The sequence below is a fragment of the Colwellia sp. 6_MG-2023 genome (assembly GCF_030547765.1).
In the GTDB taxonomy this organism is placed as follows: domain Bacteria; phylum Pseudomonadota; class Gammaproteobacteria; order Enterobacterales; family Alteromonadaceae; genus Colwellia.
In genome coordinates, this window is sequence record NZ_JAUOPP010000005.1 from 127780 (window position 1) to 151674 (window position 23895).

The following is a 23895-nucleotide window of genomic DNA, read 5'->3' on the forward strand; positions in this document are numbered from 1 at the left end:
CACTTAATAAATGGGTTAATGCTTTAACTTGTTATAAATAGTTGAATCAAGGAAATTATTTAATTCACGTCATTATAAGGTCTTATTCATTGAAATATTTTCTATTTTTGTAAAATATTATTTGTTGTTGCTTTTTTTGGACTGAGTAAGCAGTTATTCGCTTTATCACATTTTCCTAATACCCATTTCAAGCCTTGAATAGCGGTGGTTGGAAATGCGGTCGCATGATCTGCTTGCGGAATAATCATTAATTTTACATTTAAGTTATCTGATTGCCAATTTAACATTCTTTTATAAAACTCTTTGGCATCGCCAACCATATTGTAGCCAGCCCCGAACTCTATAGTCTCGAGTTCACCAATGGCAATAAATACATTGGCGTTAATGGCTACATTTTGCTTAGCAAATTCTAATTCTTGCGTAAAAATATACTCATTGTCCCACCAATAGGATGGACTACCTAAAATATAGTTTTTAAACATACTTGGTTTATTTAATAGAATATAAGTGCCAAATAAACCACCAAGGGAATTTCCAATAAAGGTTCGATTAGTTGGGTCAGTACGATACTTAGTATCGATATAGTCAAAGACTGACTTTTCAATAAATTTAGCGTGTTGCTTGGCCTCGCCCGTTTTATCTTTCCACTTTTTATTAAACGTTGGTGTGTAGTCGCGATTTCGGCTCGACGAACCTTTACTGCCTTTAGCATACGAAATACCAACTATAATTGCTTCTTCCATAACTGCAATGTTCATTGGATAACGAGTTGCGCCTGACACTATTTGAAATTCGTAATAAGCATCCGTTAGATAGATAACAGGATATTGTTTCTCGACTTGTTTGTTATAGGAAGCGGGAGTTTTTATAAATAAAGGGTAAATTAAATTTGTTGCCGGATCATTAATGTCTACCACGGTGCTTCGAGGTATATTAAATGGCGTTGATATTACTGCGTCTGCAAACACAGCAAAAGAAGTAAAGAGTAAAAAAGTGAATAATGCTTTCAATGTATGTAATTTAATGTGAATGTCCTTTTAATATTTAACCTGAACTCGGTTTAAGATGTTTTTAATCTATTGAAATTATTAATAATATAACTATATTTTATACTCTAACTTAATAGTTTTTCTTAATTCAAGGCAAATTTCGCGTCAATAGCTAGTGTATTGCAAGTAAATTGAACGATGAAGTAAGGAAAATAACTATTAGATAAGGATTTATTAAACCGAGCTCAGGTTTTTAATAATCATTTTAGTTAACATAATATTGCGACCTTGAAAATCTATCATAAACTCTTGTTGAGCAACAAAACCAAACTTTTCATAAAGTGCAATTGCACGCACATTTGACTTCAAAACGAACAAAAACGCATTACTTGGCAATTTAGGAACAATATAGGACAGAAGTTTAGCAGCTACCCCTTTACCTCTTGCATTAGGCTCAACAAATAGCCAATTTATTTTTCTTCCTAAATAACCGCAAAAGCCTAGAATCGCGCCATCTTCATATACATAAACATCAGAGCTATCCAATAGCGCTAATATGTGTTTATCTTCAGCCCAAGGCAGCAACGAAAACTGACCTTCTTCACGATAAAATTCGTCAGGATGAGCAGTATTATATATCTCTGCTAGTTGTTCAAAATCGTCATCTTTATATCGTCTGATTATCATTGTACTACTCATTACAATAACCATAAAATATGGCCAATAATGTAGAATTTAAAAATAAATAAAGACAAAAAATCAGTCTTCACTGGTTACGCGTTACACAACTAAACACCAAGTAAAGCTAAGTGTTTAATTTTTTTGTAGCGTAATGACATTGAAATACAATGAGATAGCTCATTTATTGGCAAGGTGCCATCAACATTTAAAATAATCGCACGATTACCTTCATATTTAAACGTATCACCATAAATTTCTTTAAATGTTTCTACTAATGTTGTTTTACAGTTGAAATAAATACCAAACTGTTCGGGGGATTTTGCTTTCCAATCAATACGAATAGTACTACCGATATTAGATACATAACTAGGCTCGCCCCATTTTAACGTTTCTTCTATACTCGTAATACCTTCTTGCTCAGCAACAGTTAATATTACTTCACGTATTTGTTGAAGTAATTTATTAATATGAGGAGGATAACTTTCAAATTTTTTCTTTACTATTAAATCCATTTTAAAACCATCCATTGAAAAGCAGAGAATTTATTCATCACCAGAGTCATCATTAGTATTCTTCGCTTTGATTGCGCCAACAGCAGACCATGTTGAAACACCATAAGGTACTAAATAGGTCAGTAAAATTTTAAACCCATCTTGGCTGGAAAAAGACAAATCTAATATTTTTTCTCCATGATTGATAAAAGCCAACATAGTACCAACAAGCACAGCAACCTTAATAGCTCTAATAACAACAGCACGTGAACAGGCTATGGCAAAAAAACTTTTATTTACCGAGGTTATCGTTCGATCAGTCAAGAGACTCCTTACTTAGGTAGATAATACCGTAATGTTTTAATTTGATTTGGGCTTTTTGATGGTTTTCAGAATATCTCGCCAGCTAATTATACCAACAGGAATATTGCTACTATCAACAACGGGTATACAAGAGATATTATTATCTAAAAATAATGCGATAGCATCATGAACACTTTGCTCTTGTTGAATGCAGATAGGATTTCTGGTCATTATTTGATGAACTTTTTTATTTAACGTTGCAACATCATTCATTTTTTCAGCAGCAGTACCTATTTTGGGGCTGATAGCTTTCAATAAATCTCTATCAGAAACGACGCCAAATAATTTATTATGTTCAACGACCAGTAAATGATGAAACTTAGTATCTGAAAACTTCTCACCAACAACGGTTAGATTGTCATCGAGCTCTATGGTTATAACGGGAGAAGTCATTATCTGTTTAACGCTCATTATATTCTCTCTTAAAACTCTACTATGCAATTATGTGAATTACAGCAGTAATTATGTTGTAATTCATATACCTGATGGAAGTTAATAATGCATCGCTAAATAACCACCTATTAATAATATAGACTATCAAAAGGTGGTTTAGGCTAATTCAACAAAATTAAACATGTGACTCGTTGCTATATTGACCATTTATTCTAGGTCGGTAATTGATCGTAGATCGGTGTGTCATTTAACACTGCATCCCAATTACATTTACTATCGGCAAAAATATGTGCTTGAGGTGTAATTTCTATATCAGTATCTAAACAACCCGCGGGCATTATAACGAGATCACGAGCTTCTACATGCAAAGGCATTAACGAACTACAGGTAGCGCAAAAATTACGCGCAAAATTAGTGTCTGCATGTCGATAAAAACTCAAATTTTCTTTTCCGCTTAACCAATTCAATTTAGCGCCTGGGGCAAATACATTAGCACAATGCGCTGAACCCGATGTTTTTCGGCAGAGGCTACAATGACATAGGAAGAATTTTTTAAACTCTCCTTCCATTTCAAATTTAATCGAACCACATAAACAAGAGCCTGAATGAGTTTGTGTCATTTTATATTTCCTTCTAGATTTATTTTTATAGTTTTATCTAAGAGCGTGTTATCTATCAATAAATTTCATAGTAAAATATTTTTTTTTAGATTAGTAGCTTATTTTTTTCATAAAAACAGTGAATAACTAGGTACTACCTAGTAAAAAATTGTTCACTTAATAATAAAAAAACAATAATTATCATTAATAAACCTGACACTCTACTCACAATTTTGGCCGTCAACGGTCTTGATTTTAATACTGCTTGTGAACCAAAACCGACAAGTAAATATACGATTGCAGAGCTAAAAATATGAATTAACCCTAAGGCAATAATTTGAATTGATATCGACCATGATGCTGTTGAATCGGTAAACTGAGGTAATAACACATGAAAAAGTAAAAAACTTTTGGATTTAGTCCACTAACACATGTTCCTTTTGTTAACCAATTTGCTTCATGTGGTTTCGGAGGATCTTCCTGAGTACCAAAAGCTTTATGATGAAAAACTATCTGCGATACCAGGTGTGCAACGCTTAATTTCAACAATTGTTATGAAAAACGTAGTACCAGAGAGAGCGTACCCAATTTTATAGAAAATGTTGATAGAGATAAGGCTTGTAGATAAACATTATTTACCTGTGCATGAGTTTATAATCAGTTTAATTTGGTTTAATGACGAACAGATAATAATAGTTAGCTAATCGTTAAGATTTACAAGCCAACTATTATCATCAATATTACGCTATCGCTAAGCGTGATTATTCTGATGTTGTAGGATCGATTATCGCTCTCACTTGTGAAATTGAATTAGCAGGAAATCCCCCCATATCCGCATGTTTTTTCACTGACTCAGCATCAGGTGCAATGTATACACAATAAATTTTATCATCGGTCACATAACTATGCACCCATTGAACTTTAGATCCGAGTTCTTCTAATACACAACAAGATTTTTGAGAAATCCCTTGTAAATCATCTCCGCTTAGTTTTCCAGCACCTTCAATTTCTCTTTCTATTACAAATTTTGGCATGATATCTTCCCCATATATAAATTGATTCAAAATAAAAATTAACACTAATTTTACGCAGTGGCGTGTAGAATAATTCGAGCTTGTCTTATTAGTTTATAATTGCGTTGAATAATTCTAACTAAACAACTCTAACGCGATTATTTTATTTTCACAATAATAAAGCTTAAGGCTTATTTCAGGTTGCTACTCACATCAGTAGGTATCTAAGTGAATTACAATAAATTTTCCATTTCTTTTATGAGAACGACATGACCCCCCTTCACTTTTACTCATTATAACCTCCTATTCTAAAAAGAATTAGCGTATATTAGCTGGCATAATAAACATAGTATTAAACAGAATGGACAATAATGAATAAGCAACCAACCTTGTTAGATCGTATTACAGTTGAACCTAATACACCGGCGACAGCGTGTGTTATTTGGTTACATGGTTTAGGTGATTCAGGCGCCGGTTTTGCACCTGTGGTACCTGTATTAAACCTGCCTAAAGACCATAGTATACGATTTATTTTTCCTAATGCACCAAAGCAGCCAGTTACCATTAATAATGGTTTTGTTATGCCTTCTTGGTACGATATTAATAATAACAATTTGCATAATAGAGCTGACATGACTGGTGTTCTTATATCTGAAGCCCTAGTGCGTGCATTAATCAATGAACAAATAGATAATGGTATTGCTGCAAGTAATATTGTTTTAGCCGGTTTTAGTCAAGGCGGTGTGATGAGTTTATTTGCCGGCTTACGGTTTGAACATAAATTAGCGGGTATACTTGCTTTGTCATGTTATTTACCAATAAAAGATCAATTACCAAGTGAATTAAGTGCAGCCAACAAAACAACAGCAATTTTACAACATCACGGTGAACAAGATAATGTGGTTCCGTTATCTTCTGGTAAAATGGCAAACGAATTAATGAAAAATAATGGCTATAATACGCAATGGAAAACCTATCAAATGCCGCATAGTGTTGTACCAGAGCAATTAAATGATATTGGGCTTTGGCTAACTAAGCAGCTTATTAAGTAATTACCTATCGAGTAATGAGCTATTGAGTAATCATTTAACTGAAAAGTACATTTTAGCGCTTGATAACGGCACACAAAGTATTCGTGCTTTGTTATTTGACCTTAATGGACAATTAGTGGCTAAAAGTAAGGTTGATATTGAACCTTACTTTTCAAAGCAACCCGGTTGGGCTGAGCAAGAGCCTAATTATTATTGGCAAATGCTAACAAAGGCTTGTCATGAACTTTGGCCCAAGCTTGATGAATTAGCGATTAAAAAATCACAAATTAAAGCTGCTGCACTTACGTGTCAACGAGCGACTATGGTTAATCTAGACGCTAATGGCTTACCTTTAAGACCAGCAGTTGTGTGGTTAGATCAACGAGAACAAAAAACCTTAGATAAAATGAGTTGGTACTGGCGAGCTCTTTTTAACTTGGCAGGTGAAAAAAATACCGTTGCGTATTTTAGAAGTCAGGCTGAAGCCAATTGGATTAAACATCAACAACCTGATATTTGGCAAAAAACACATAAGTTTATGCTACTGTCAGGTTTTCATAGTTTTAAATTAACAGGAAACTATGTTGATTCTGTCTCAAGCCAAGTTGGTTACCTTCCCTTTAATTTTAGAAAGCATCGTTGGTCAGTATCATTAGATTGGCGCTGGCAAGCACTGCCGATTACTAAAAGTATGTTGCCAACATTAATTCCTTGTGGTGATGAATTAGGTAAAATTTCTGAACAAGCGGCAATTGATACTGGTATGCCAAAAGGCCTACCACTTATTTCAGCAGGCTCAGATAAGGCATGTGAAGTATTAGGCTCTGGCTGCTTAACTCCTAATGTTGGCAGTTTAAGCTACGGCACCACTGCGACTTATAACACCACAAATAATAAATATGTCGAAGCAATCAAACGGTTACCTGCTTACCCTGCAGCAATGCCAGATAATTATAATACCGAAATTATTGTCCAGCGCGGATATTGGATGGTCAGTTGGTTTAAACGTGAGTTTGGTTTAAAAGAGCAACAAATTGCTGACTACCAAGGCATTATGGTAGAAAGCTTATTTGATGATCTACTCAAGCAAGTACCCGCAGGGTCTATGGGGCTCATTTTACAGCCATATTGGAATCCCGGTATAAAAACACCAGGTCCTGAAGCAAAAGGAGCAATGATTGGGTTTAGCGATGTTCATACTCGGGCGCATATTTATCGAGCAATAATTGAAGGCATAGGTTATGCCTTACGTGAAGGAAAAGAATTATCAGAAAAGCGATCAAAGGTTAAAATTACTAAGTTAATGGTCTCTGGTGGCGGATCACAAAGTGATGAAGCTATGCAAATTACTGCAGATATTTTTGGTATGCCGGCGCAACGACCGCATACATATGAAACATCAGGCTTAGGAGCTGCAATCAATGCAGCAGTTGGTATTGGCTTGTTTGAGAATTATCAAAGTGCTGTAAAAAAAATGACCCATAGTGGTGATGTTTTCACACCAATAGCAGAAAACAAAGCAATATATGATGAGCTTTATCGCGATGTATATCAAAAGATGTATGCTAGATTAAATCCTTTATATAAAAGTATTCGTAGCATAATTGGCTATTCAAAATAACATGTAGAATACGAATATTACGAATTTAATGTCGCTTAATAAAATAAACTCTATTAGATTTAGATATTATTTATGTCTAATGCTCTATTAGCCATTAACTTACGTGTTATAGCAGGTATATCTGTATCAACTTCTTCATTTAAATCAATAAAAGTTAGACTTTCATCAAGATAATCCTCTTTTATACTTGTTGATGCTTCAGTGTTTATTTGTTTATCAACATTAGAGTCAATACCTGAAGCAACAATTAAAATTTCTATTTCTGAAGAAAGATTAGGATCTAAAGTGACTCCTGGTACTATCAGTACAGATTTATTGGTGATTTTTTCTCTGATGTGATCAATTAAGCCATTGTAAGTCGAGAGCTTAGGCTCAGATTTACAAAATAGCTGAAAAATTATTCCTTTAGCTGTGTCTATATTCGCGATAGAAACAAGCGGATTATTTAAAGCCTGATCCAGAGCTTCATAAGCTAGCTCTTCGCTATCGGCTTTACCCACACCTAAAATTGATTCGCCTTCATAGGAAAGAATACTGGAAAAGTCATTTTTATCAACATTCACATAGCCAGTTTCAGTTAACATTTGCACTAACGAGACAAGTAAATTTTTGAGTACTTCATTACTTTGATTAAAAGCTGAAAATAAACCAACACTTTCCCCTAACCCTTTTAGCAATAGATCATTAGATAAAGTGATATAAGCATGAATAGGCGCTTTAATTTCTGCGATGCCTTGTAAGGCGAAGTCCATACGTAATTCACCTTCAGATTCAAAAGGTAGAGTAACAATTGCCAAACAATTAATATTCAGTTCTCGCGCTATTCTTGCAACTAACGGACTTGCTCCGGTACCTGTACCACCACCAAATCCAGCAGTGATAATAATAATATCGCTTCCTTTAATAGCATTGAGTAATAAGCCCTCACTTTCTTGTGCTGCTTTTAAACCAACATCTGGATTCGAACCTGCGCCATAACCTTTAGTCAGATCTTCTCCAATTAATATTTTATTTTCTACTTGCAGAGAGTTGAGCGCAGCTAAGTCTGTATTAATGGCAATTAAATTAACACTGCTAGCTAAGTTATTTTCATACAGCATATTAACGGTATTACAACCACAGCCACCAATGCCAACAACAGTAATTAATAAATCTGGATTTGCATGAATCAATTCTTTCATAACTTTTCCTAATCAATACTTGGTCACTTTTAAAATTTATTACCGAGAAATCGTTAGGATTATATGTAGAATATAACCAATAAATTTTTCGATTTGAGATTATTAAACCCCATCTATATTACTTCATTATAAGGATCAATTTTCTAATCTGCCACACTATTTATAACTCTAGCGTTATAAATAGTGTGGCAGATTAACGAATAATCGAATAACTAAATTAAAAGCTAAATTTACTTATTCGATTATTTTTTATTCTTTTTAATAGTCGTTTAAAATGAGAGTAAACGTTCACTTTTTATACCGTGGAGTTGTCAGGGTTATCAATAGTGAGGCAAATAGGGTTATCAGGGTTATTGGATAATGCTGATTTAGGGTTATTGGGGTTGTGTAGTTATTGACCTTTAGGGTTACAAGAGTTATGTTTAATTAACGATCAAAAATTGTACAAGGAATGAAAAATGAAATATGTTGTTGTTTTTGCTAATTTACAAAATTCGGCATTATATCAGGTAACAGTGCCAGACCTACCCGGTTGTAGTGTTAGTGTAGAATCTATTGATTTAGGATTAGAAAAAATAAGGCAAAGCATTAAAAGTCATTTGGCTATTCTTGCTGAATATGGGGAAAAAATCCCATCAGCTTTAAGCATAGAAAAACATAGACAGCAATATGCTCTCGACAATCCACATACATATTCTCAAGCTTTTTGGGCTATTGTGGATATTGATATCAGTGCATATTTAGGAAAAAGTCACAAAATTAATGTTACGCTACCTGAATTATTGATAAAACAAATTGATGAACGGGTAAGTAAAAGTTCACACTACAAAACCCGTTCAGGCTTTATAGCCAGTGCTTGTTTAATAGAGTTAGGAAAACAATAATGTTGAGTTTATTAAGTATTATGATGAACTAACCTTTTAAAGCACTCACCTACCCTTTCCGCCAGTTTATTAATATTTTATCTTTGTCGATGGGGAAATATAATTATGTTAACTACTTAACTTAACAACCAAGCCTGAATATAAACGATAGGTTGCTGGGTAAATATTATTAGGTTTAAGAAAATCTTTATAATGCTCTGTCATAGCAAACCACTTATCTTTACCTGACAAGCCTCGATTCTTCTTTTTGGGTAAATGATTGGCCCCTAAGCCTTTTAGCTCCCTCGCTAAATGAATAACATTTTTATAATCAAGCGTAACATCTTGGCATTTGTGCGCCACGATATTTGAGTGTGATGTATTAAAATATTGGTCAAGCTGCTCTTCTGTCTTAAAATCAATAACATGTTGATCATCATCTACTTTTTTCCATGATGATTTTAACTCGTGTAATGTACCATCAACTAAGGTAGTAAAAACAATGGTGCCACCTGGTTTAAGTACTCTTAACATTTCTTTAATGGCAATATCAAGCGGCTGACACCATTGCAGCACTAAATTAGAATATATAAAGTCGACAGTTTCGTTTTGTAAGGGAACTTTATGTGCATCGGCTTCAAGCCAAACTATATTTTCATTTCGACAACTTTTTGCAAACTCAAGCATTTTTTTAGAAAAATCTAACCCTATAACTTGGTCATAGGATGATGCTAATACATCAGTAAAAAAACCTGTGCCTGAGCCTAAATCAAGTACGGTAAGTGCACTTTTTTTGGGTAACCAAGGCATTAAATGTTTTCCAGAAAAACGTTGTAACCTAGCTGAAATATCATAAGACTTACTAGCGGAGCCAAAACTCTCCGCTATTTTTATTTTATTTTTATTATTTAACTTTGTTATGCTCATTTACTTAACGGCCTGTTTAATTTTTACTTTAACTTATTGATATACTAGATAATAATAACATGACGAACGAGTAACACGTAACCAAATGAATGGTGGTTGAAATCATTTATAGGAAAATTTATATTAAATAACCCACCTTTAACTGCGCAATATTATTATCTTTATATTTTCATCTAGAACTACACAACAATACTTTTATGACTGTCATAACCCAATTGAAAATATGGTCGTTACTACCGTTGAAATAGCATAATAGCATTTGCCATGATAATGACTTTGACTACCTATATCGTTGTTCGAGTAAGTACTATATTGTTCAAGGGAACAAAATAATGCCACATTTACAGCAAAGCCACTAGAGAATAATTATCATTTAAATTTATTAAAAGGTAGATAAGCTTTATTTTCTGAAGTTTTATAAATATAAAAAAACCAGTCGTTAAACTTGAGTATAACTCAAATTTAACGACTGGTTTTTATTTGAAACCTCTTATTCCAACCTAACTTGCTATGTGATCATTTCTACTGGTTATAATAACGATGAAGTTGCCCGTTTTTTACATATAAAATTGTTCACTTAATTAATGAAGCTGTTATTGTTGTACCTATTTACTTGTTAATTTTCATAGGGCGACAAAGATTTTAATCAACAGTTTGCTTCGTAGAATAAATCTTTATATTGGTCATTAACCAAAGATGTTTTAAGGGCGAGCTCTTGTGATACGCTTTCATCAGTAATTATTTCAGTATTGATACCGAGTTTGCTAAATAATAGTGAATCTTGATCTGTTTCCGGATTTTGAGTAGTTAGTAACTTACAACCATAAAATATTGAGTTAGCCCCCGCTAAGAAACATAAAGATTGCATTTGCTCATTCATTTCGGCTCGTCCTGCAGACAGACGTACATGTGATTTTGGCATCATGATACGTGCAACTGCAATACAGCGAATAAAATCAAAACTTTCTAAATCATCAACATCTGCTAGTGGCGTCCCTTCTACTTTGACCAACATGTTAATTGGCACACTTTCTGGCTGCTGGGGTAAATTTGCTAATTGTACTAATAGTGAGCATCTATCAGTCGCACTTTCTCCTAAACCAACAATACCGCCACTGCAAACTTTCATACCTGCACTACGTACATGTTCTAATGTGTCTAGCCTATCTTGATAAGTACGTGTGGTGATAATTTGATCATAATGCTCTGGTGATGTATCAAGGTTGTGATTGTAATAGTCAAGTCCAGCATCTTGTAGTTGTTTTGCTTGCGCTTTATCTAACATACCTAGGGTCATACAAGATTCTAATCCTAAGGCCTTAACTCCTTTAATCATCTCTAACACTATTGGCATATCTCGAGCTTTAGGATTTCGCCAAGCAGCCCCCATACAAAAACGCGTTGACCCCATTTCCTTAGCTTTTGCTGCGGCTTCAAGTACTTTTTCTAACTCAAGTAAACGCTCTTTTTCTAAATTTGTTTTATTACGCGCACTCTGTGAACAATATTTACAATCTTCAGGACAAGCACCAGTTTTAATTGATAATAACGTACTAACTTGAACTTCATTTGCATTAAAATGTTGTCGATGAACCGTTTGTGCTTTAAACATTAAATCATTAAAAGGAAGATCAAATAGTGCTTGAACCTCTGTTACAGTCCAATGATGGCGAAGGTTGTCATTATTTTCTGAAGTAGCAGGAAGAATTACTTTTGACATGATTACTCGATTACATCTAATTAAATTAGCGAATAGTCTAGTCGGCGCCTCTTGCTTGTCAATACACGCCAACCATTTATGTTGACATGCGCATAAATAACAAGCATGTTATTCATAACTGAGTTAACATTTTTGGAAGGTTAATTTATTTCAATGTTTATGGCTCTCCCGAAAAAGCAAATACTGATATAAAATCAGTTATAACATGATTCAAAAAACACTATTCTTGGTCGTTAAAATGTGTTGTAGAATTATTAATAGCCAAAATAAGTTAATAATTAACAGGAAATAAGCACTATAATTTGTATTATCACTACGCCTTCTACTTCGGTATTTATCTATTAACGTAGATGTATAAATTCCCGCAGCACTAAACCAGATAACAAGATATAAATATCCTGTTAACGGTGTTAACCAAAACTGTCGCACTTCAATATCATGGTAACGTAAAACGCCATAATCTGTTTCGGGGGCAACGAAAAAAGAAATAATCACTGAGAAAAAAAAAGCAAGCCAACTACAAGCCGTTAATGTTCTTGCTAATGAGTACCAAAAGTCAGCCGACTTTCTACGTTCTTTTATTGGTCGTCTTTGCTCTATTTTCATCATGTTTCTACTTTTTTGGCCAATATTATTATTTTTTTGAAATATAGTTTATTAATTTAGTAAGTTTTACTTGTTAAACATAATAGTCACGGTAACATAACCACCTTAAAAAATTCAGTACATTTGATAAAATATAAGAGGTCATTACATGTCAGTTATAGCAATTACTGATGTATTAGCAGGCAAATATCCTGTTAATGAAACTATCACCGTACATGGTTGGATTAGAACTCGCCGTGATTCAAAAGCAGGTATTTCTTTTTTAGCAGTTCATGACGGATCATGCTTTGATGCAATTCAAGCTATCGTACCGAGTGATCTTAATAATTATCAAGATGATGTTCTTAAGCTAACTACGGGCTGTGCTGTTAAAGTTACGGGTATATTAGTTGAATCACCGGGTAAAGGTCAATCTTTTGAAGTTCAAGCAACAGCAGTGGAAGTACTAGGATTTGTTGAAGATCCTGATACTTATCCAATGGCTGCTAAACGCCATAGTATTGAATTTTTACGTGAACAAGCGCATCTACGCCCACGTACAAATATTGGTGGTGCTGTAACACGTGTTCGTAACTGTTTAGCCCAAGCTATCCATAGATTTTTACACAGTAAAGGTTACTTTTGGATCAGTACACCACTTATTACCGGTAGTGATTGTGAAGGCGCCGGCGAGATGTTCCGTGTTAGTACTTTAGATATGGAAAACTTACCACGCAATGACGCTGGTACAGTAGATTACAATAAAGACTTTTTTGGTAAAGAAACCTTTTTAACCGTTTCTGGCCAATTAAACGTTGAAACTTATTGTAACGCGTTATCAAAAGTGTATACATTTGGCCCAACATTTAGAGCAGAAAACTCTAACACTTCTCGTCACTTAGCCGAGTTTTGGATGGTAGAACCTGAAATCGCGTTTGCTAATTTATCAGATGCTGCCGATTTAGCAGAAGAAATGCTTAAATACGTATTAAAAGCTGTGTTAGATGAACGTGCTGATGATATGGCTTTCTTCCAGCAGCGTGTTGATAAAACCGTTATTGAAAGATTAACCTCCGTTATTGAAACAGATTTTGTTCGTTTAGATTATACCGATGCAATTACCATTTTAGAAAACTGTGGTAAAACATTTGAAAATCCTGTTTCTTGGGGTGTAGATTTAAACTCAGAGCATGAACGTTTCTTAGCTGAAGAACACTTTAATGGCCCTGTTGTTTTACAAAACTACCCGAAAGATATTAAGTCTTTCTATATGCGATTAAATGATGACGGAAAAACTGTTGCCGCGATGGACATTTTAGCACCTGGCATTGGTGAAATTATTGGTGGTAGCCAACGTGAAGAACGTCTTGATGTCTTAGATAGTCGTTTAGAAGAAATGGGCTTAGATACTGCTGATTATAGTTGGTATCGTGATCTTCGTCGTTACGGCACTGTACCACATTCAGGTTTCGGCTTAGGTTTTGAACGTTTAGTTGCTTATGCTACTGGTATGCAAAACGTACGTGACGTTATTCCGTTCCCAAGAACACCGAATAACGCTTCGTTCTAGTAGCTATTAATAATGTAGGTTGGAATTTATTCCGACTATTTATGTCGATATCTTGTTAAACAAGAATCATGTCGTATTAAAGTACAACCTACATTTATTTCCAATAAGTTACTTTTTCTTCAAAACTCTTACTGGCTTTCAGTCCTTGTTCTTTACAAGGTGTTCCAATATATAAAAAACCTATAATTTCATCTTCTTTATTAACACCTAAGCCCTGTTTTACTTGTTCATTAGAGGCTAGTTCACCTGTACGCCATATTGCCCCAAATCCTAAAGTATAAGCTGCCATTTGCATTGCATGAGCACAGCAGCCAGCAGTTATTAGTTGCTCCTTAGTCGGTACTTTTTCATGTTGAGTAAACTCTGAGCTAATGACAATTACCATTGGCGCTCGAAATGGCATTTTTGCAATTTTTTCAAGGTTAGCCGTTTGTTGATCACTGCTAGCAACAAATAAATCGCTTAAACGCTGTAATCCGTCATCGGTTATTACCGTAAAGTGCCAAGGTTTCAAACAAGCATGATCAGGAACACGCATACCTGCGGCTAAAATTTGTTCTAATGCTTGCTTATCTGGTGCAGGTGAAGTAACTAAAGGGTTAGACTGACGCTGTAACAGTAATTCAATGCCTTTCATAAATAAAATATATAAGTTGGTAAACGATAGTTAAGTGTATAACGACCATTTCTTTTACGCACGACTTTATTCAATAAAATAAATCATTTACTCTTTGTATTATTGCTTGACTTAACACGTAAGCAACAGCACTATAATTTACCTATTAAGTTTAAGCCATTTGACATTTCATAGGTTACTTAATACGGAATCTTATTTAAAGCGCTTTGTAATAGTAAGGTTCTAAATGACATGTTTAATAAATGATGACGGTTTAATACCTAATAAATATATTTTAAAAATTAAATAAGTAATTACCATAATGAACGTTTTTCATACAAAGCAAGCCTTGGTGCTCAATCAAAACTTAATTTTGTTAACGCGATGTTGGCAAAGTCAGGTTATTCGACTGTGGCCAAATTATGCGGAGCGTTCAAGTTAATAATAGATAGTTTAGTTAACCATAATATTCAAGCCGCAGAAATCCTCTTTTGCGGCTTTTTTATATTCCAACTTTTATTGTGATAAATAAAACATTCCGTAAAAGACACTGTAATCAACAAGAAATAATAAAAAGGAGCGTCAAATGCAAGTGTCTATTGCCTATATGGTAGTTTTGTTAATCTGGTCTACTACCCCCTTAGCTATCGTTTGGAGTAGTGAATCAATCAATCCTACTATGGCTGTTCTTTTACGCATGCTGATCGCAGTAGTGTTAGGTGGCCTTATTATAGTTACCAGGAAAATAGCATTTCCTTGGCACCCAAAAGCGGTACGTTTATATGCTTTTTCTGCGTTAGGAATATTTGGTGGTATGTCATTCTCTTATCTTGCGGCGGGGTATTTATCTTCAGGAGTTTTATCATTAGTTTTTGGTTTAGCCCCAGCTTTCTCAGCTATCCTAGCACGAAGGATACTTGCAGAGCCTAAAATATCAGTGTTAAGAAAGTTATCTATGGCACTTTCTTTTGCTGGGTTAGGTTTAGTATGCGCTAACAATTTATCATTAAGTACGGATAGTATTTATGGTTTTATATTTGTTTTAATTGCGGTATTTTTATTTAGTTTAAGCAGTGTATTAGTAAAAAGTGTGTCATTAGCTATTCACCCTATGGCAACAACCGTTGGCGCACTGGCTTTATCTATGCCTTTATTTATTATCAATTGGCTTTTTTTGGATGGTAGTCTTGATACCGGCCAATGGGAGCCAAGATCAATATGGGCAACATTATATCTAGGTATATTCGGTTCATTAATTGGCTTTGTCGCTTATTTTTTTGTATTGCAAAGATTAACAGCAAGTACCGTTGCCTTAATTACATTAATTACACCTGTTATCGCCTTAAGTTTAGGCGCAGTACTAAATAATGAAGTGATTCATAGCCAATTAATTGTTGGTGCACTATTAGTAATATCTGGATTGGCTATGTATCACTGGGGGGAGATTTTTGTTGTTAAATATCAACAAAAAAAAATTATACTTAGAAATAATGTAATGGATAAAGAGTAAACAACAATCATCAATAAGCAGCTGATTTATTTTGTTATTTTTCTTAACTACTATTTTGCTCAGTTGGCAAAGGAGCGTTAATATCAATTCCTGACAAATAGGTTATTCTAGAATGATCTGAAGATTCATCTATATTGGTATCATCGCGCTCAAACCAGTTAAATTGATTTATTACCGGTATATTAGCTTCAATAGGTTTGTTAGAGCGAAAAAGTTTAGGTAACTTAATATTTGAAAAGTTCATAATGGCAATGTCCTGTCCTTGTTACTTGATAAAGCCGCGCCAACTTAGGCGCGGTTAAACTGTTTAAAAATGTTTAGTTACTTGCTACTAACTCTTTTAAAACAAGTTTATTAACAACATTGGTAACATCATTTGTATTCATTGCGATGGCAACAGCTAGATCACGCTCTGATTCCGATGCTACATTACCTTCCAGCGTAACAACGCCCTTATCAACTTCTACTTCGATGTCTAATCCACTGATCTGTGATTCAAACAACAACCTTGTTTTAACCACTGTTTCCACTTTAGAGTCCTTGAGATTTTGCATTATCTCAACATCTTTTCCTTGTGTATTATTATCATCAATAACCGATAACATATTATTAACTTTGGTGACACCTTCAAGAGAAGCTACCAGCTCTTCTGCTAAAGCTTTGTCGACAGAGTTTTTCACTTTACCTGTTAGAATAACGGTACCGTTTTTAACGTCGGTATTAATATCGAAAGAATTTAAATTGCCGTTAAATAGCAGTGTAGATTCAGCTTTTCCATCTATCCATGCATCTTTAGCATTATCTTTCCAAGTGTTTTCTGCACTAACATTTAAAGAAGCTGTACTAATAGCAGTCGCGATAATAATTGAAAGAGTTGTATTTTTCATATTTGTTCTCCTGTTAAAAGTTCATTAGTACTATTGCGAGTTTGATGCCAAAATGTAACGCATTGAAATATAATGAATAAATATAAAAACTCAACAAAATCATCAAGCAAACAGTGTAACTATTACTGATACATTGGTAATAGTTACACTGTTGGAATTTTTAATCATAGAGTAGATAGGCGGGGCAGAAATATTACACTAAATGATAATAATGCTTGTATTTAATAGTGAAAACACTTGAAATACGTAAACATAAACAATAAAGCTCTGAAATTAAAAGAGTAAGACAAATATAATGAGCTTATACTAGTCTTAAATAAAGTTAAGGAGTTAATGTGTTAAAAGTATTATTGGTAGATGATGATACCGAGTTTACTGAAATTGCCTGTCAAATAATTGAGTTTTTAGGCCATGATATTAGTATCGCTAGTTGTCTGGAAGAAGCCTATGAATGGCTAGAAAACAATACGTTTGATCACATTCTTTTAGATTTTATGCTGCCAGATGGTAGTGGCTTACACCTAATAGATCACATTAAAAAATCAAACGATACCCCTTATATTACGCTAATTACTGGGCACCCTTTAGTTAAAGGCTTACTAGCTGGCTTATGCGGACCTAAAGTTAACTATATTGCTAAACCCATACAACGTGAAGACCTAGAGCAAGCCTTAACACGCCAGTCAAAGCAAACTAGCGAAACAAAGCATAACAGCACACTAGCTAAAAAACATTTTGATTGCCTTATTGGTGAATCGGCCGTGATGCAAGAAATGTATACTATGATATCTCGTATTGCGCTAACCAAAGCAAATGTGATGTTATTAGGTGAAAGTGGCGTAGGTAAAGAGTTAGTGGCGCAAGCTATTCATAGCGCAAGTAATTTAACAACAAAAAACGATGCTGAATTGGTTGCAACTAACTGTGGCGCATTAGCAAAAGACTTAATCGCTAGTGAACTATTTGGGCATGAAAAAGGCGCATTTACTGGCGCAATTACCAAAAAAGATGGCGTATTTTTACGTGCCGGTAATGGTACATTATTTTTAGATGAAATAACGGAAATGCCCATTGATATGCAACCAAACTTATTACGCGTACTCGAAAGTAATAAAATAACCCCTTTAGGTGGAACAAAAGAGATTGAAGTAAACTGCCGAGTTATTTCTGCCACTAACCGCTCTATTGAAGAAATAGCACAAAATAAAGTGTTAAGAGAAGATATTTATTTCAGACTGGCTGTTTTTCCTATTAACATTCCACCGCTAAGAAAACGAAAAGAAGATATTCCGTTATTAGCCAGAGTGTTTCTAGAAGAATTAAACGAAGAATATAACCGTAGCTATGAATGGAGTGCCGAACAAATTCAACGATTAACTGACTACGACTGGCCAGGAAATATTAGGGAAATGCGACACGCGATTCATCGTGCTTTTATTATGTCTGATCCCGACAGTAACAGTTTAGCTTTACCAAAAGACTTTCGTTCGCCCTTCTCGTCTATCACAGAAAAACAACATAATTTAAGTGCAGGTCGAACTATTGAAGATGTAGAGCGAGAGTTAATTAAAGTAACGCTTGATGATGTTGATGGTAATAAATCACTTGCTGCAAAAATGCTAGGCATTAGCACGAAAACTTTATATAACCGTTTACATGCCTACGGAGAATTTGAAGAATAATATTAATTGAACTAAAGATAGCTTGGAGGAACCAGCAATGAAAGATGATGGAAGTAATATACAATCAGCGCAACCTGATTTAAATCAACTCGTTCATGACGCCCGAGGTCCATTAAATAGAATCTCTATGCAGGCAGAGCTTATTAAATTAGTACTTGAAAATGACATGCCACCTGAAAAAGCAATAGAGGCCGCAAACAAAATTCTTGTTTCATGCCAAGACTGTAGTCATACACTTGAGCAACTATTAGAAACAGCTAAAAGCTAAGGCAAGTTATTTATAATGTTCTACATTGAAAGATTATTAGCAAACAAAAAAGTCTCATGGAGTATAGTATTCTCTATTGTCAGTATCGTTATTGTGATCAATGTAATGCTATCAATAAAAACCATTGATGACTTATCAGTAGCGCAAAAAAGTATGGCTAATACTGGTGAAATAATTCTTAGTTTAGATAAACTTCATAACTTAGTGCTCTCTGCCGAAACAGGCCAACGTGGATATTTACTTACCGAAAACGAAGATTTTTTACAACCATACCAAAACGCCATTGATCACGTACTAAAACAAATAAAATTGGTTCAATCATTAAAGTCCGACATTGGTATACAAGCCAATAAAATTACTGAGTTAACTAACTTAGTTGAAATGAAAATGATAGAGCTAAGTGCAACGGTTGATCTAGCATTAGACGACAAAGAAAAACGTGCCGTCTCTATTGTGATGACTGGCCGTGGTAAAGACTTATACAAGAAAATGGAAAAACTGTTTAATGAGGTAAAATCTCGGGAAATATTATACCGAAATAGTTTATATAAAAAATTAGAAACCATTAAAACAGAAGCAAAATTTACTTTTAATGTGTCCGCAATTACCAGTTTTTTATTGCTGTTAGGGCTTGGTGCATTAGTACGACTCAATAATAGAAATGAGTTACGACATCGCCAGTCTTTAGAGGCTAAAAATGAAGAGTTAACTGAAAAAGTTAAACTACGCACCAAAGAGTTAACCATCTATTCTGAAGAGCTAGCACGTAGTAACCGTGAATTAGAAGACTTCGCTTTTGTTGCTTCACATGATCTTCAAGAGCCTTTGCGTAAAATTAGAGCATTTGGTGATAGGCTATCCTCTAATTATAACGAAGTAATAGATGAAAGAGGGTTAGACTTTATTGAACGTATGCGAAATGCTGCTGAACGTATGTCAAATTTAATCAGCGATTTATTAGAATATTCGCGCATTAATACCCGCGGTAAAGCCTTTGCAGCAGTACCACTGACACAGATTGTCACTGACGTTATTGACGACTTAGAAGTATCTATTGAAGAAAGCTCAGCAATTATTGAGTATCAAGACTTACCTGAAATTAATGGTGATATCTCACAGCTAAACCAGCTCTTTTTAAACTTACTCAGTAATGCGATAAAGTTTAGACAAGAAAACAACATACCAAAAATTAATATCAGCCATAGCCATGAGTCAGTATTTGATTCAATTCTAAATGCTGACATTCTTTGGAATATTATTACTGTACGCGATAACGGTATTGGCTTTGACCAAGAGTTTGAAGATAAAATATTTGTCCCCTTTCAACGCCTTCATGCAAGATCAGCTTACAAGGGAACAGGTATAGGTTTAGCTGTTTGTCGACGTATTGTTGAGCGCCATGGTGGTACAATTGATGTAACAAGTGAGATAGGAAAAGGTACTTGTTTTACTATCCGTATTCCACAAAATTATATTGCTCCTAATAACTTAAATGTGAGCAATGAACTGTAATCACATAAGTTTATCAATGCTAAAGGAAATTATTACATGAAAAAAAGTACACCTATTATCATATTAATGGCGGATGATGACGACGATGATCGCCTACTCGCACAAGATGCACTAATAGAAAGCCGCGTTTTAAATGAGCTTTATTTTGTAGAAGATGGTGTTGAGCTTATCGAATACTTAACACATACCGGTAAGTTTCAAGATAAAGTCAGTGCGCCACGGCCTGGGCTTATCTTGCTAGATTTGAATATGCCACGCAAAGATGGGCGGGAAGCATTAAAAGAAATTAAAGCGGACCCGAACCTTAGAAGTATACCCGTCGTTATTTTAACTACGTCAAAACAGGAAGAAGACATGGTTAAAGGTTATGATCTTGGTGCTGCTTCTTATATTACCAAACCTGTCAACTTTGAAGGCCTAGTTGATTTAATGAAGGCGTTAGGTAAGTATTGGGTGGAATTTGTCGAACTTCCCTCATCAGAAAAAACGTCAAATAGCACACTAACAAATAATGACTAATTTAAATTAATCTATGCAAAAGCTAACTAAACATATACTGCTAGTTGAAGATGATGAAGATGATTATATTCTCACCCTTGATTATCTTCAACAAATGCCAAACCATCATTTTGAAGTTGATTGGGTCGACAACTCCATTGAAGCATTGGCGTTGCTCAAAGAAAATAATCACGACATTTGCTTACTTGACTATCAATTAGGCGGAGTCAACGGTTTATCAGTGCTTAAACAAACCAGTGGTGATGGCTGCACAGTACCAATTATTATGCTTACCGGCCAAACAGATACTGAATTAGATAATAATGCATTGGATGCCGGTGCCGTTGACTACTTAGTAAAATCTGAACTCAACAGTGCAAGATTTAACAGAGCAATACGTTACGCTTTAGCAAGGAAAGATATTGAAAACGAACGGGTTGAACGAATAAAAGCTGAAGCAAGAAGTCGCTCTAAAGATAAGTTTTTAGCGCACTTGAGTCATGAATTACGCACACCGCTTACCTCGATACTTGGGTACACCGAATTATTACTCAGCGATGATAGTAACAAAAGCATACAACCCGAGTTAACCACTATATTAGATAACGGTAATCACTTATTAGGATTACTCAATAATGTACTCGATCTTTCTAAAATTGCTGCCGGAAAGTTTGAGCTGAATGCTACAACTATCTCCCTCGAAAGCTTTATCGCAGACGTATATACCTTAATGTCGATGGCAGCCCAAGATAAAGGAATCAATTTAACCTTATCAGCTAAATCAGCCTTACCCATTGAGATTAACGCTGATTCGCTTAGATTACGCCAAGTATTGATCAATATTATTCATAATGCGATAAAGTTTACTAATCAAGGAACAGTGAATATTGACGTGTGGTTAGATGAGTTACGCGATCAACCCCGTTTATATTTTGCTATAACCGATACTGGGATGGGTATTCCTGATAATTTATTAGCGACAATCTTTAAACCTTTTGAACAAGTACAAGACATTGTGTCACGAAACGAAGAAGGTACCGGGCTTGGCTTGTCCATTTGCAGTGAATTGCTAAAGTATATGGGCGGTAATATTTCAGTAGAATCTAACGTTGGTGTTGGTAGCAAGTTCGTGGTTTGTATCGATCCAGGACAAATAGCCGATACAGAACATAAAAATTTAACTTTTAAACGCAGTGACTATAAATCGTCTACTGAAGTTCTCAATAAAATTTCAGGTAAAATACTGATTGTTGATGATATTGACGATATTAGACGATTACTCGGCTATGTGTGTCGATCTTTTGGATTAGAAGTAAGTTATGCTAATAATGGCCAACAAGCCATCACTAAAATAGTGTCAGCAGAAAAAGAAAATACGAAATATGATCTCGTCTTAATGGATATTCATATGCCGGTTTTAGATGGTAAGCGCGCAATAAAACAATTAAGAGAAATGCACGTAGATACGCCAATAATCGCAATCACTGCAGCAACAATGAAAGGTGTACGTAAAGAACTCAAGGGGTTGGGCTTTAATGATGTAGTAGCGAAACCTATTGATAAATATGAATTACACAAAAAAATACAACAACAATTAAGCCATCATATTTCTGCTCCTAACCAGAAAATGTCAGTAACATCATCAGAGTCAACATCACAAGATGATAAAGAAAAAAAACCTAATCAACGCGTGTTACTAATTGAAGATGATATTGATGCCGCTGAAATAACTGCGTTATTACTGAGTACTATTGGTAAGCACGTACAAATAGCAAACAATGCTGAACAAGCTAAAAATATTGTTAAAGCCGATATAGATTGGCAGCACGTTTTAGTCGATATGAACTTACCTGATGGTAACGGGCTTGAATTAAGTTCATCATTAAAAACATATATGCCTAATACTACTATTACTATTGTTAGTGGTTATGAAGTATCCAAACAAGAATTAACCGAAAATGGCGCAAATAGCTCTCTTCTCAAGCCCGTTAATTTAACTATGTTACAACAGCTTTTTAATGAAGCTTAATTGTCGCTATGCGCAACTTTTATAGATAACAAAAGTACTAACATTGTGCAAATACTGCAAAGCACCCTGTAATATTTACCTACTCCTCGCTAGCACAGATAAAAGCACCAACACAAACCACATAAAATACAACAAGTTAACACCTGGCACAACAATAGCATAGTCTAGGTATCTCTAAGCGTTAAGTTAAGGAGAACTATAATATGTTAGATTGTGCATTAACTTTTGTATCTATGTCGTATTACTTGTTATTTGATTAATAATATTGGCATTACAAAATAAAAATTCCCAAGTTTAATTATTTTAAAATTTTAAGGAGTAGGAAATGAATAACAATAAAAGACTTTCAATAATGGCGATCTCATTTGCAGCAGTACTAAGTTTAGCTGCCTGTAGCGATGATAAAGCAGAAGAAGCTGGCGAAACAGTTGATGATATGATTTCTAGTACTAAAGATGCTGCCAAGAATACAGGTGACAAAATTCAAAAAGCAGTCACTGATACAGGTAATGCTATCGAAGATGCTTGTGAAGACGCAAAAGAGAAAATGGATACTGAAGATACCGACTGTTAATTTTGTAACTATAGATTAAAGTTAATAACTACTGAAATACTAATGAAGTAGTTAAAAGCTTTAAGAATATGGTTTAGAAGTTATAGCCTGATTCAGAAAGGCTAGTGTAATAACTAGCCTTTTTTACTAAATGACTACATCAGCGCATGATTTATCCAAGCCCCCTATTTTATCGTAAAAATAAGAATGGAATTTATGTTATTAATAACGATTAAAAAAATATTTACGAAAGCTATTACTTGTTTATTTTTTAGTTTTGCCGCCGCGATTATAGTTCCTTTATGTACTTATA

The 23895-nt window shown here is 34.6% G+C and carries 26 protein-coding genes and 1 pseudogene; 12 read left to right on the plus strand and 15 right to left on the minus strand.

What is annotated here, in order from left to right:
* Window positions 1-101 precede the first annotated feature (101 nt).
* From Q4503_RS05100 to Q4503_RS05130, 7 genes and pseudogenes are all read right to left on the minus strand, one after another.
* Entirely contained in the window at window positions 102-1010 is a 909-nt protein-coding gene (locus tag Q4503_RS05100; RefSeq protein ID WP_303601577.1) for an alpha/beta hydrolase, read from the minus strand.
* 213 nt (window positions 1011-1223) lie between these two features.
* Window positions 1224-1688, minus strand: coding sequence for a GNAT family N-acetyltransferase (locus Q4503_RS05105; RefSeq protein ID WP_303601578.1), 465 nt, complete (start codon window positions 1686-1688; stop codon window positions 1224-1226).
* A gap of 89 nt (window positions 1689-1777) precedes the next feature.
* Window positions 1778-2182 (minus strand): DUF1801 domain-containing protein, encoded by a 405-nt coding sequence (locus Q4503_RS05110; RefSeq protein WP_215974087.1) that lies wholly within the window; start codon window positions 2180-2182, stop codon window positions 1778-1780.
* A gap of 30 nt (window positions 2183-2212) precedes the next feature.
* Window positions 2213-2485 carry a nitrate/nitrite transporter NrtS gene (gene nrtS / locus Q4503_RS05115; RefSeq protein ID WP_215974088.1) on the minus strand — a complete coding sequence of 91 codons (273 nt, stop codon included), beginning with the start codon at window positions 2483-2485 and terminating at the stop codon, window positions 2213-2215.
* A 36-nt stretch (window positions 2486-2521) separates the two neighbouring features.
* Window positions 2522-2935 carry a CBS domain-containing protein gene (locus Q4503_RS05120; protein WP_215974089.1) on the minus strand — a complete coding sequence of 138 codons (414 nt, stop codon included), beginning with the start codon at window positions 2933-2935 and terminating at the stop codon, window positions 2522-2524.
* 194 nt (window positions 2936-3129) lie between these two features.
* On the minus strand, window positions 3130-3537 hold the full coding sequence (locus Q4503_RS05125; RefSeq protein WP_303601579.1) for a GFA family protein: 408 nt from the start codon (window positions 3535-3537) through the stop codon (window positions 3130-3132).
* A gap of 133 nt (window positions 3538-3670) precedes the next feature.
* A pseudogene (locus Q4503_RS05130) lies at window positions 3671-3919 on the minus strand (hypothetical protein); the annotation flags it as partial.
* Between the two features lie 28 nt (window positions 3920-3947).
* On the opposite strand from Q4503_RS05130, the gene Q4503_RS05135 reads away from it, so the two are divergent.
* Window positions 3948-4112, plus strand: coding sequence for an Lrp/AsnC ligand binding domain-containing protein (locus tag Q4503_RS05135; protein WP_215974091.1), 165 nt, complete (start codon window positions 3948-3950; stop codon window positions 4110-4112).
* A gap of 165 nt (window positions 4113-4277) precedes the next feature.
* On the opposite strand, the gene Q4503_RS05140 is transcribed toward Q4503_RS05135, so the two are convergent.
* Window positions 4278-4550, minus strand: coding sequence for a DUF4242 domain-containing protein (locus Q4503_RS05140; RefSeq protein ID WP_215974092.1), 273 nt, complete (start codon window positions 4548-4550; stop codon window positions 4278-4280).
* Window positions 4551-4900: 350 nt separating this feature from the next.
* Between Q4503_RS05140 and Q4503_RS05145 the strand changes: the two genes are divergently transcribed.
* Together Q4503_RS05145 and Q4503_RS05150 are read left to right on the plus strand one after the other, a co-directional pair.
* Window positions 4901-5581 carry an alpha/beta hydrolase gene (locus tag Q4503_RS05145; RefSeq protein ID WP_303601580.1) on the plus strand — a complete coding sequence of 227 codons (681 nt, stop codon included), beginning with the start codon at window positions 4901-4903 and terminating at the stop codon, window positions 5579-5581.
* Between the two features lie 22 nt (window positions 5582-5603).
* Window positions 5604-7181 carry an FGGY-family carbohydrate kinase gene (locus Q4503_RS05150; protein WP_303601581.1) on the plus strand — a complete coding sequence of 526 codons (1578 nt, stop codon included), beginning with the start codon at window positions 5604-5606 and terminating at the stop codon, window positions 7179-7181.
* A gap of 59 nt (window positions 7182-7240) precedes the next feature.
* Here Q4503_RS05150 and Q4503_RS05155 read toward each other — a convergent pair whose 3' ends face one another.
* Window positions 7241-8362: a cell division protein FtsZ gene (locus Q4503_RS05155; protein ID WP_303601582.1), complete on the minus strand. Its 1122-nt coding sequence runs from the start codon at window positions 8360-8362 to the stop codon at window positions 7241-7243.
* Between the two features lie 458 nt (window positions 8363-8820).
* Here Q4503_RS05155 and Q4503_RS05160 point away from each other — a divergent pair, with 458 nt between their 5' ends.
* Window positions 8821-9246, plus strand: coding sequence for a type II toxin-antitoxin system HicB family antitoxin (locus tag Q4503_RS05160; RefSeq protein WP_215974096.1), 426 nt, complete (start codon window positions 8821-8823; stop codon window positions 9244-9246).
* Window positions 9247-9354: 108 nt separating this feature from the next.
* On the opposite strand, the gene bioC is transcribed toward Q4503_RS05160, so the two are convergent.
* The 3 genes from bioC to Q4503_RS05175 all read right to left on the minus strand — a co-directional run bounded on the left by bioC (window position 9355) and on the right by Q4503_RS05175 (window position 12481).
* Window positions 9355-10152, minus strand: coding sequence for a malonyl-ACP O-methyltransferase BioC (gene bioC / locus Q4503_RS05165; protein WP_215974097.1), 798 nt, complete (start codon window positions 10150-10152; stop codon window positions 9355-9357).
* 646 nt (window positions 10153-10798) lie between these two features.
* On the minus strand, window positions 10799-11872 hold the full coding sequence (gene bioB, locus Q4503_RS05170; RefSeq protein WP_303601583.1) for a biotin synthase BioB: 1074 nt from the start codon (window positions 11870-11872) through the stop codon (window positions 10799-10801).
* Between the two features lie 210 nt (window positions 11873-12082).
* A complete protein-coding gene (locus tag Q4503_RS05175) occupies window positions 12083-12481 on the minus strand; it encodes a hypothetical protein (protein WP_303601584.1) in 399 nt (132 codons plus the stop codon).
* Between the two features lie 145 nt (window positions 12482-12626).
* On the opposite strand from Q4503_RS05175, the gene asnS reads away from it, so the two are divergent.
* A complete protein-coding gene (gene asnS / locus Q4503_RS05180; protein ID WP_215974100.1) occupies window positions 12627-14027 on the plus strand; it encodes an asparagine--tRNA ligase in 1401 nt (466 codons plus the stop codon).
* Window positions 14028-14121: 94 nt separating this feature from the next.
* Here asnS and Q4503_RS05185 read toward each other — a convergent pair whose 3' ends face one another.
* Window positions 14122-14664: an NAD(P)H nitroreductase gene (locus Q4503_RS05185; protein WP_303601585.1), complete on the minus strand. Its 543-nt coding sequence runs from the start codon at window positions 14662-14664 to the stop codon at window positions 14122-14124.
* Between the two features lie 565 nt (window positions 14665-15229).
* Between Q4503_RS05185 and Q4503_RS05190 the strand changes: the two genes are divergently transcribed.
* A complete protein-coding gene (locus Q4503_RS05190) occupies window positions 15230-16153 on the plus strand; it encodes a DMT family transporter (RefSeq protein ID WP_303601586.1) in 924 nt (307 codons plus the stop codon).
* A 43-nt stretch (window positions 16154-16196) separates the two neighbouring features.
* Here Q4503_RS05190 and Q4503_RS05195 read toward each other — a convergent pair whose 3' ends face one another.
* Entirely contained in the window at window positions 16197-16397 is a 201-nt protein-coding gene (locus Q4503_RS05195) for a hypothetical protein (RefSeq protein ID WP_303601587.1), read from the minus strand.
* 73 nt (window positions 16398-16470) lie between these two features.
* The gene (locus tag Q4503_RS05200) at window positions 16471-17040 is read right to left on the minus strand and encodes a BON domain-containing protein (RefSeq protein WP_215974104.1); all 570 of its coding nucleotides are present in this window, start codon (window positions 17038-17040) and stop codon (window positions 16471-16473) included.
* A 335-nt stretch (window positions 17041-17375) separates the two neighbouring features.
* Here Q4503_RS05200 and Q4503_RS05205 point away from each other — a divergent pair, with 335 nt between their 5' ends.
* From Q4503_RS05205 to Q4503_RS05230, 6 genes are all read left to right on the plus strand, one after another.
* Complete coding sequence (locus Q4503_RS05205; RefSeq protein WP_215974105.1) at window positions 17376-18722, plus strand: sigma-54 dependent transcriptional regulator; 1347 nt, start codon at window positions 17376-17378, stop codon at window positions 18720-18722.
* Window positions 18723-18759: 37 nt separating this feature from the next.
* Window positions 18760-18990 (plus strand): histidine kinase, encoded by a 231-nt coding sequence (locus tag Q4503_RS05210; protein ID WP_215974106.1) that lies wholly within the window; start codon window positions 18760-18762, stop codon window positions 18988-18990.
* A gap of 15 nt (window positions 18991-19005) precedes the next feature.
* On the plus strand, window positions 19006-20502 hold the full coding sequence (locus Q4503_RS05215; RefSeq protein ID WP_303601588.1) for an ATP-binding protein: 1497 nt from the start codon (window positions 19006-19008) through the stop codon (window positions 20500-20502).
* A gap of 36 nt (window positions 20503-20538) precedes the next feature.
* On the plus strand, window positions 20539-21021 hold the full coding sequence (locus tag Q4503_RS05220; RefSeq protein ID WP_159820148.1) for a response regulator: 483 nt from the start codon (window positions 20539-20541) through the stop codon (window positions 21019-21021).
* 13 nt (window positions 21022-21034) lie between these two features.
* A complete protein-coding gene (locus tag Q4503_RS05225) occupies window positions 21035-23029 on the plus strand; it encodes a response regulator (RefSeq protein ID WP_303601589.1) in 1995 nt (664 codons plus the stop codon).
* 325 nt (window positions 23030-23354) lie between these two features.
* Window positions 23355-23603: a hypothetical protein gene (locus Q4503_RS05230; RefSeq protein ID WP_159820144.1), complete on the plus strand. Its 249-nt coding sequence runs from the start codon at window positions 23355-23357 to the stop codon at window positions 23601-23603.
* The last annotated feature ends 292 nt before the right edge of the window (window positions 23604-23895 follow it).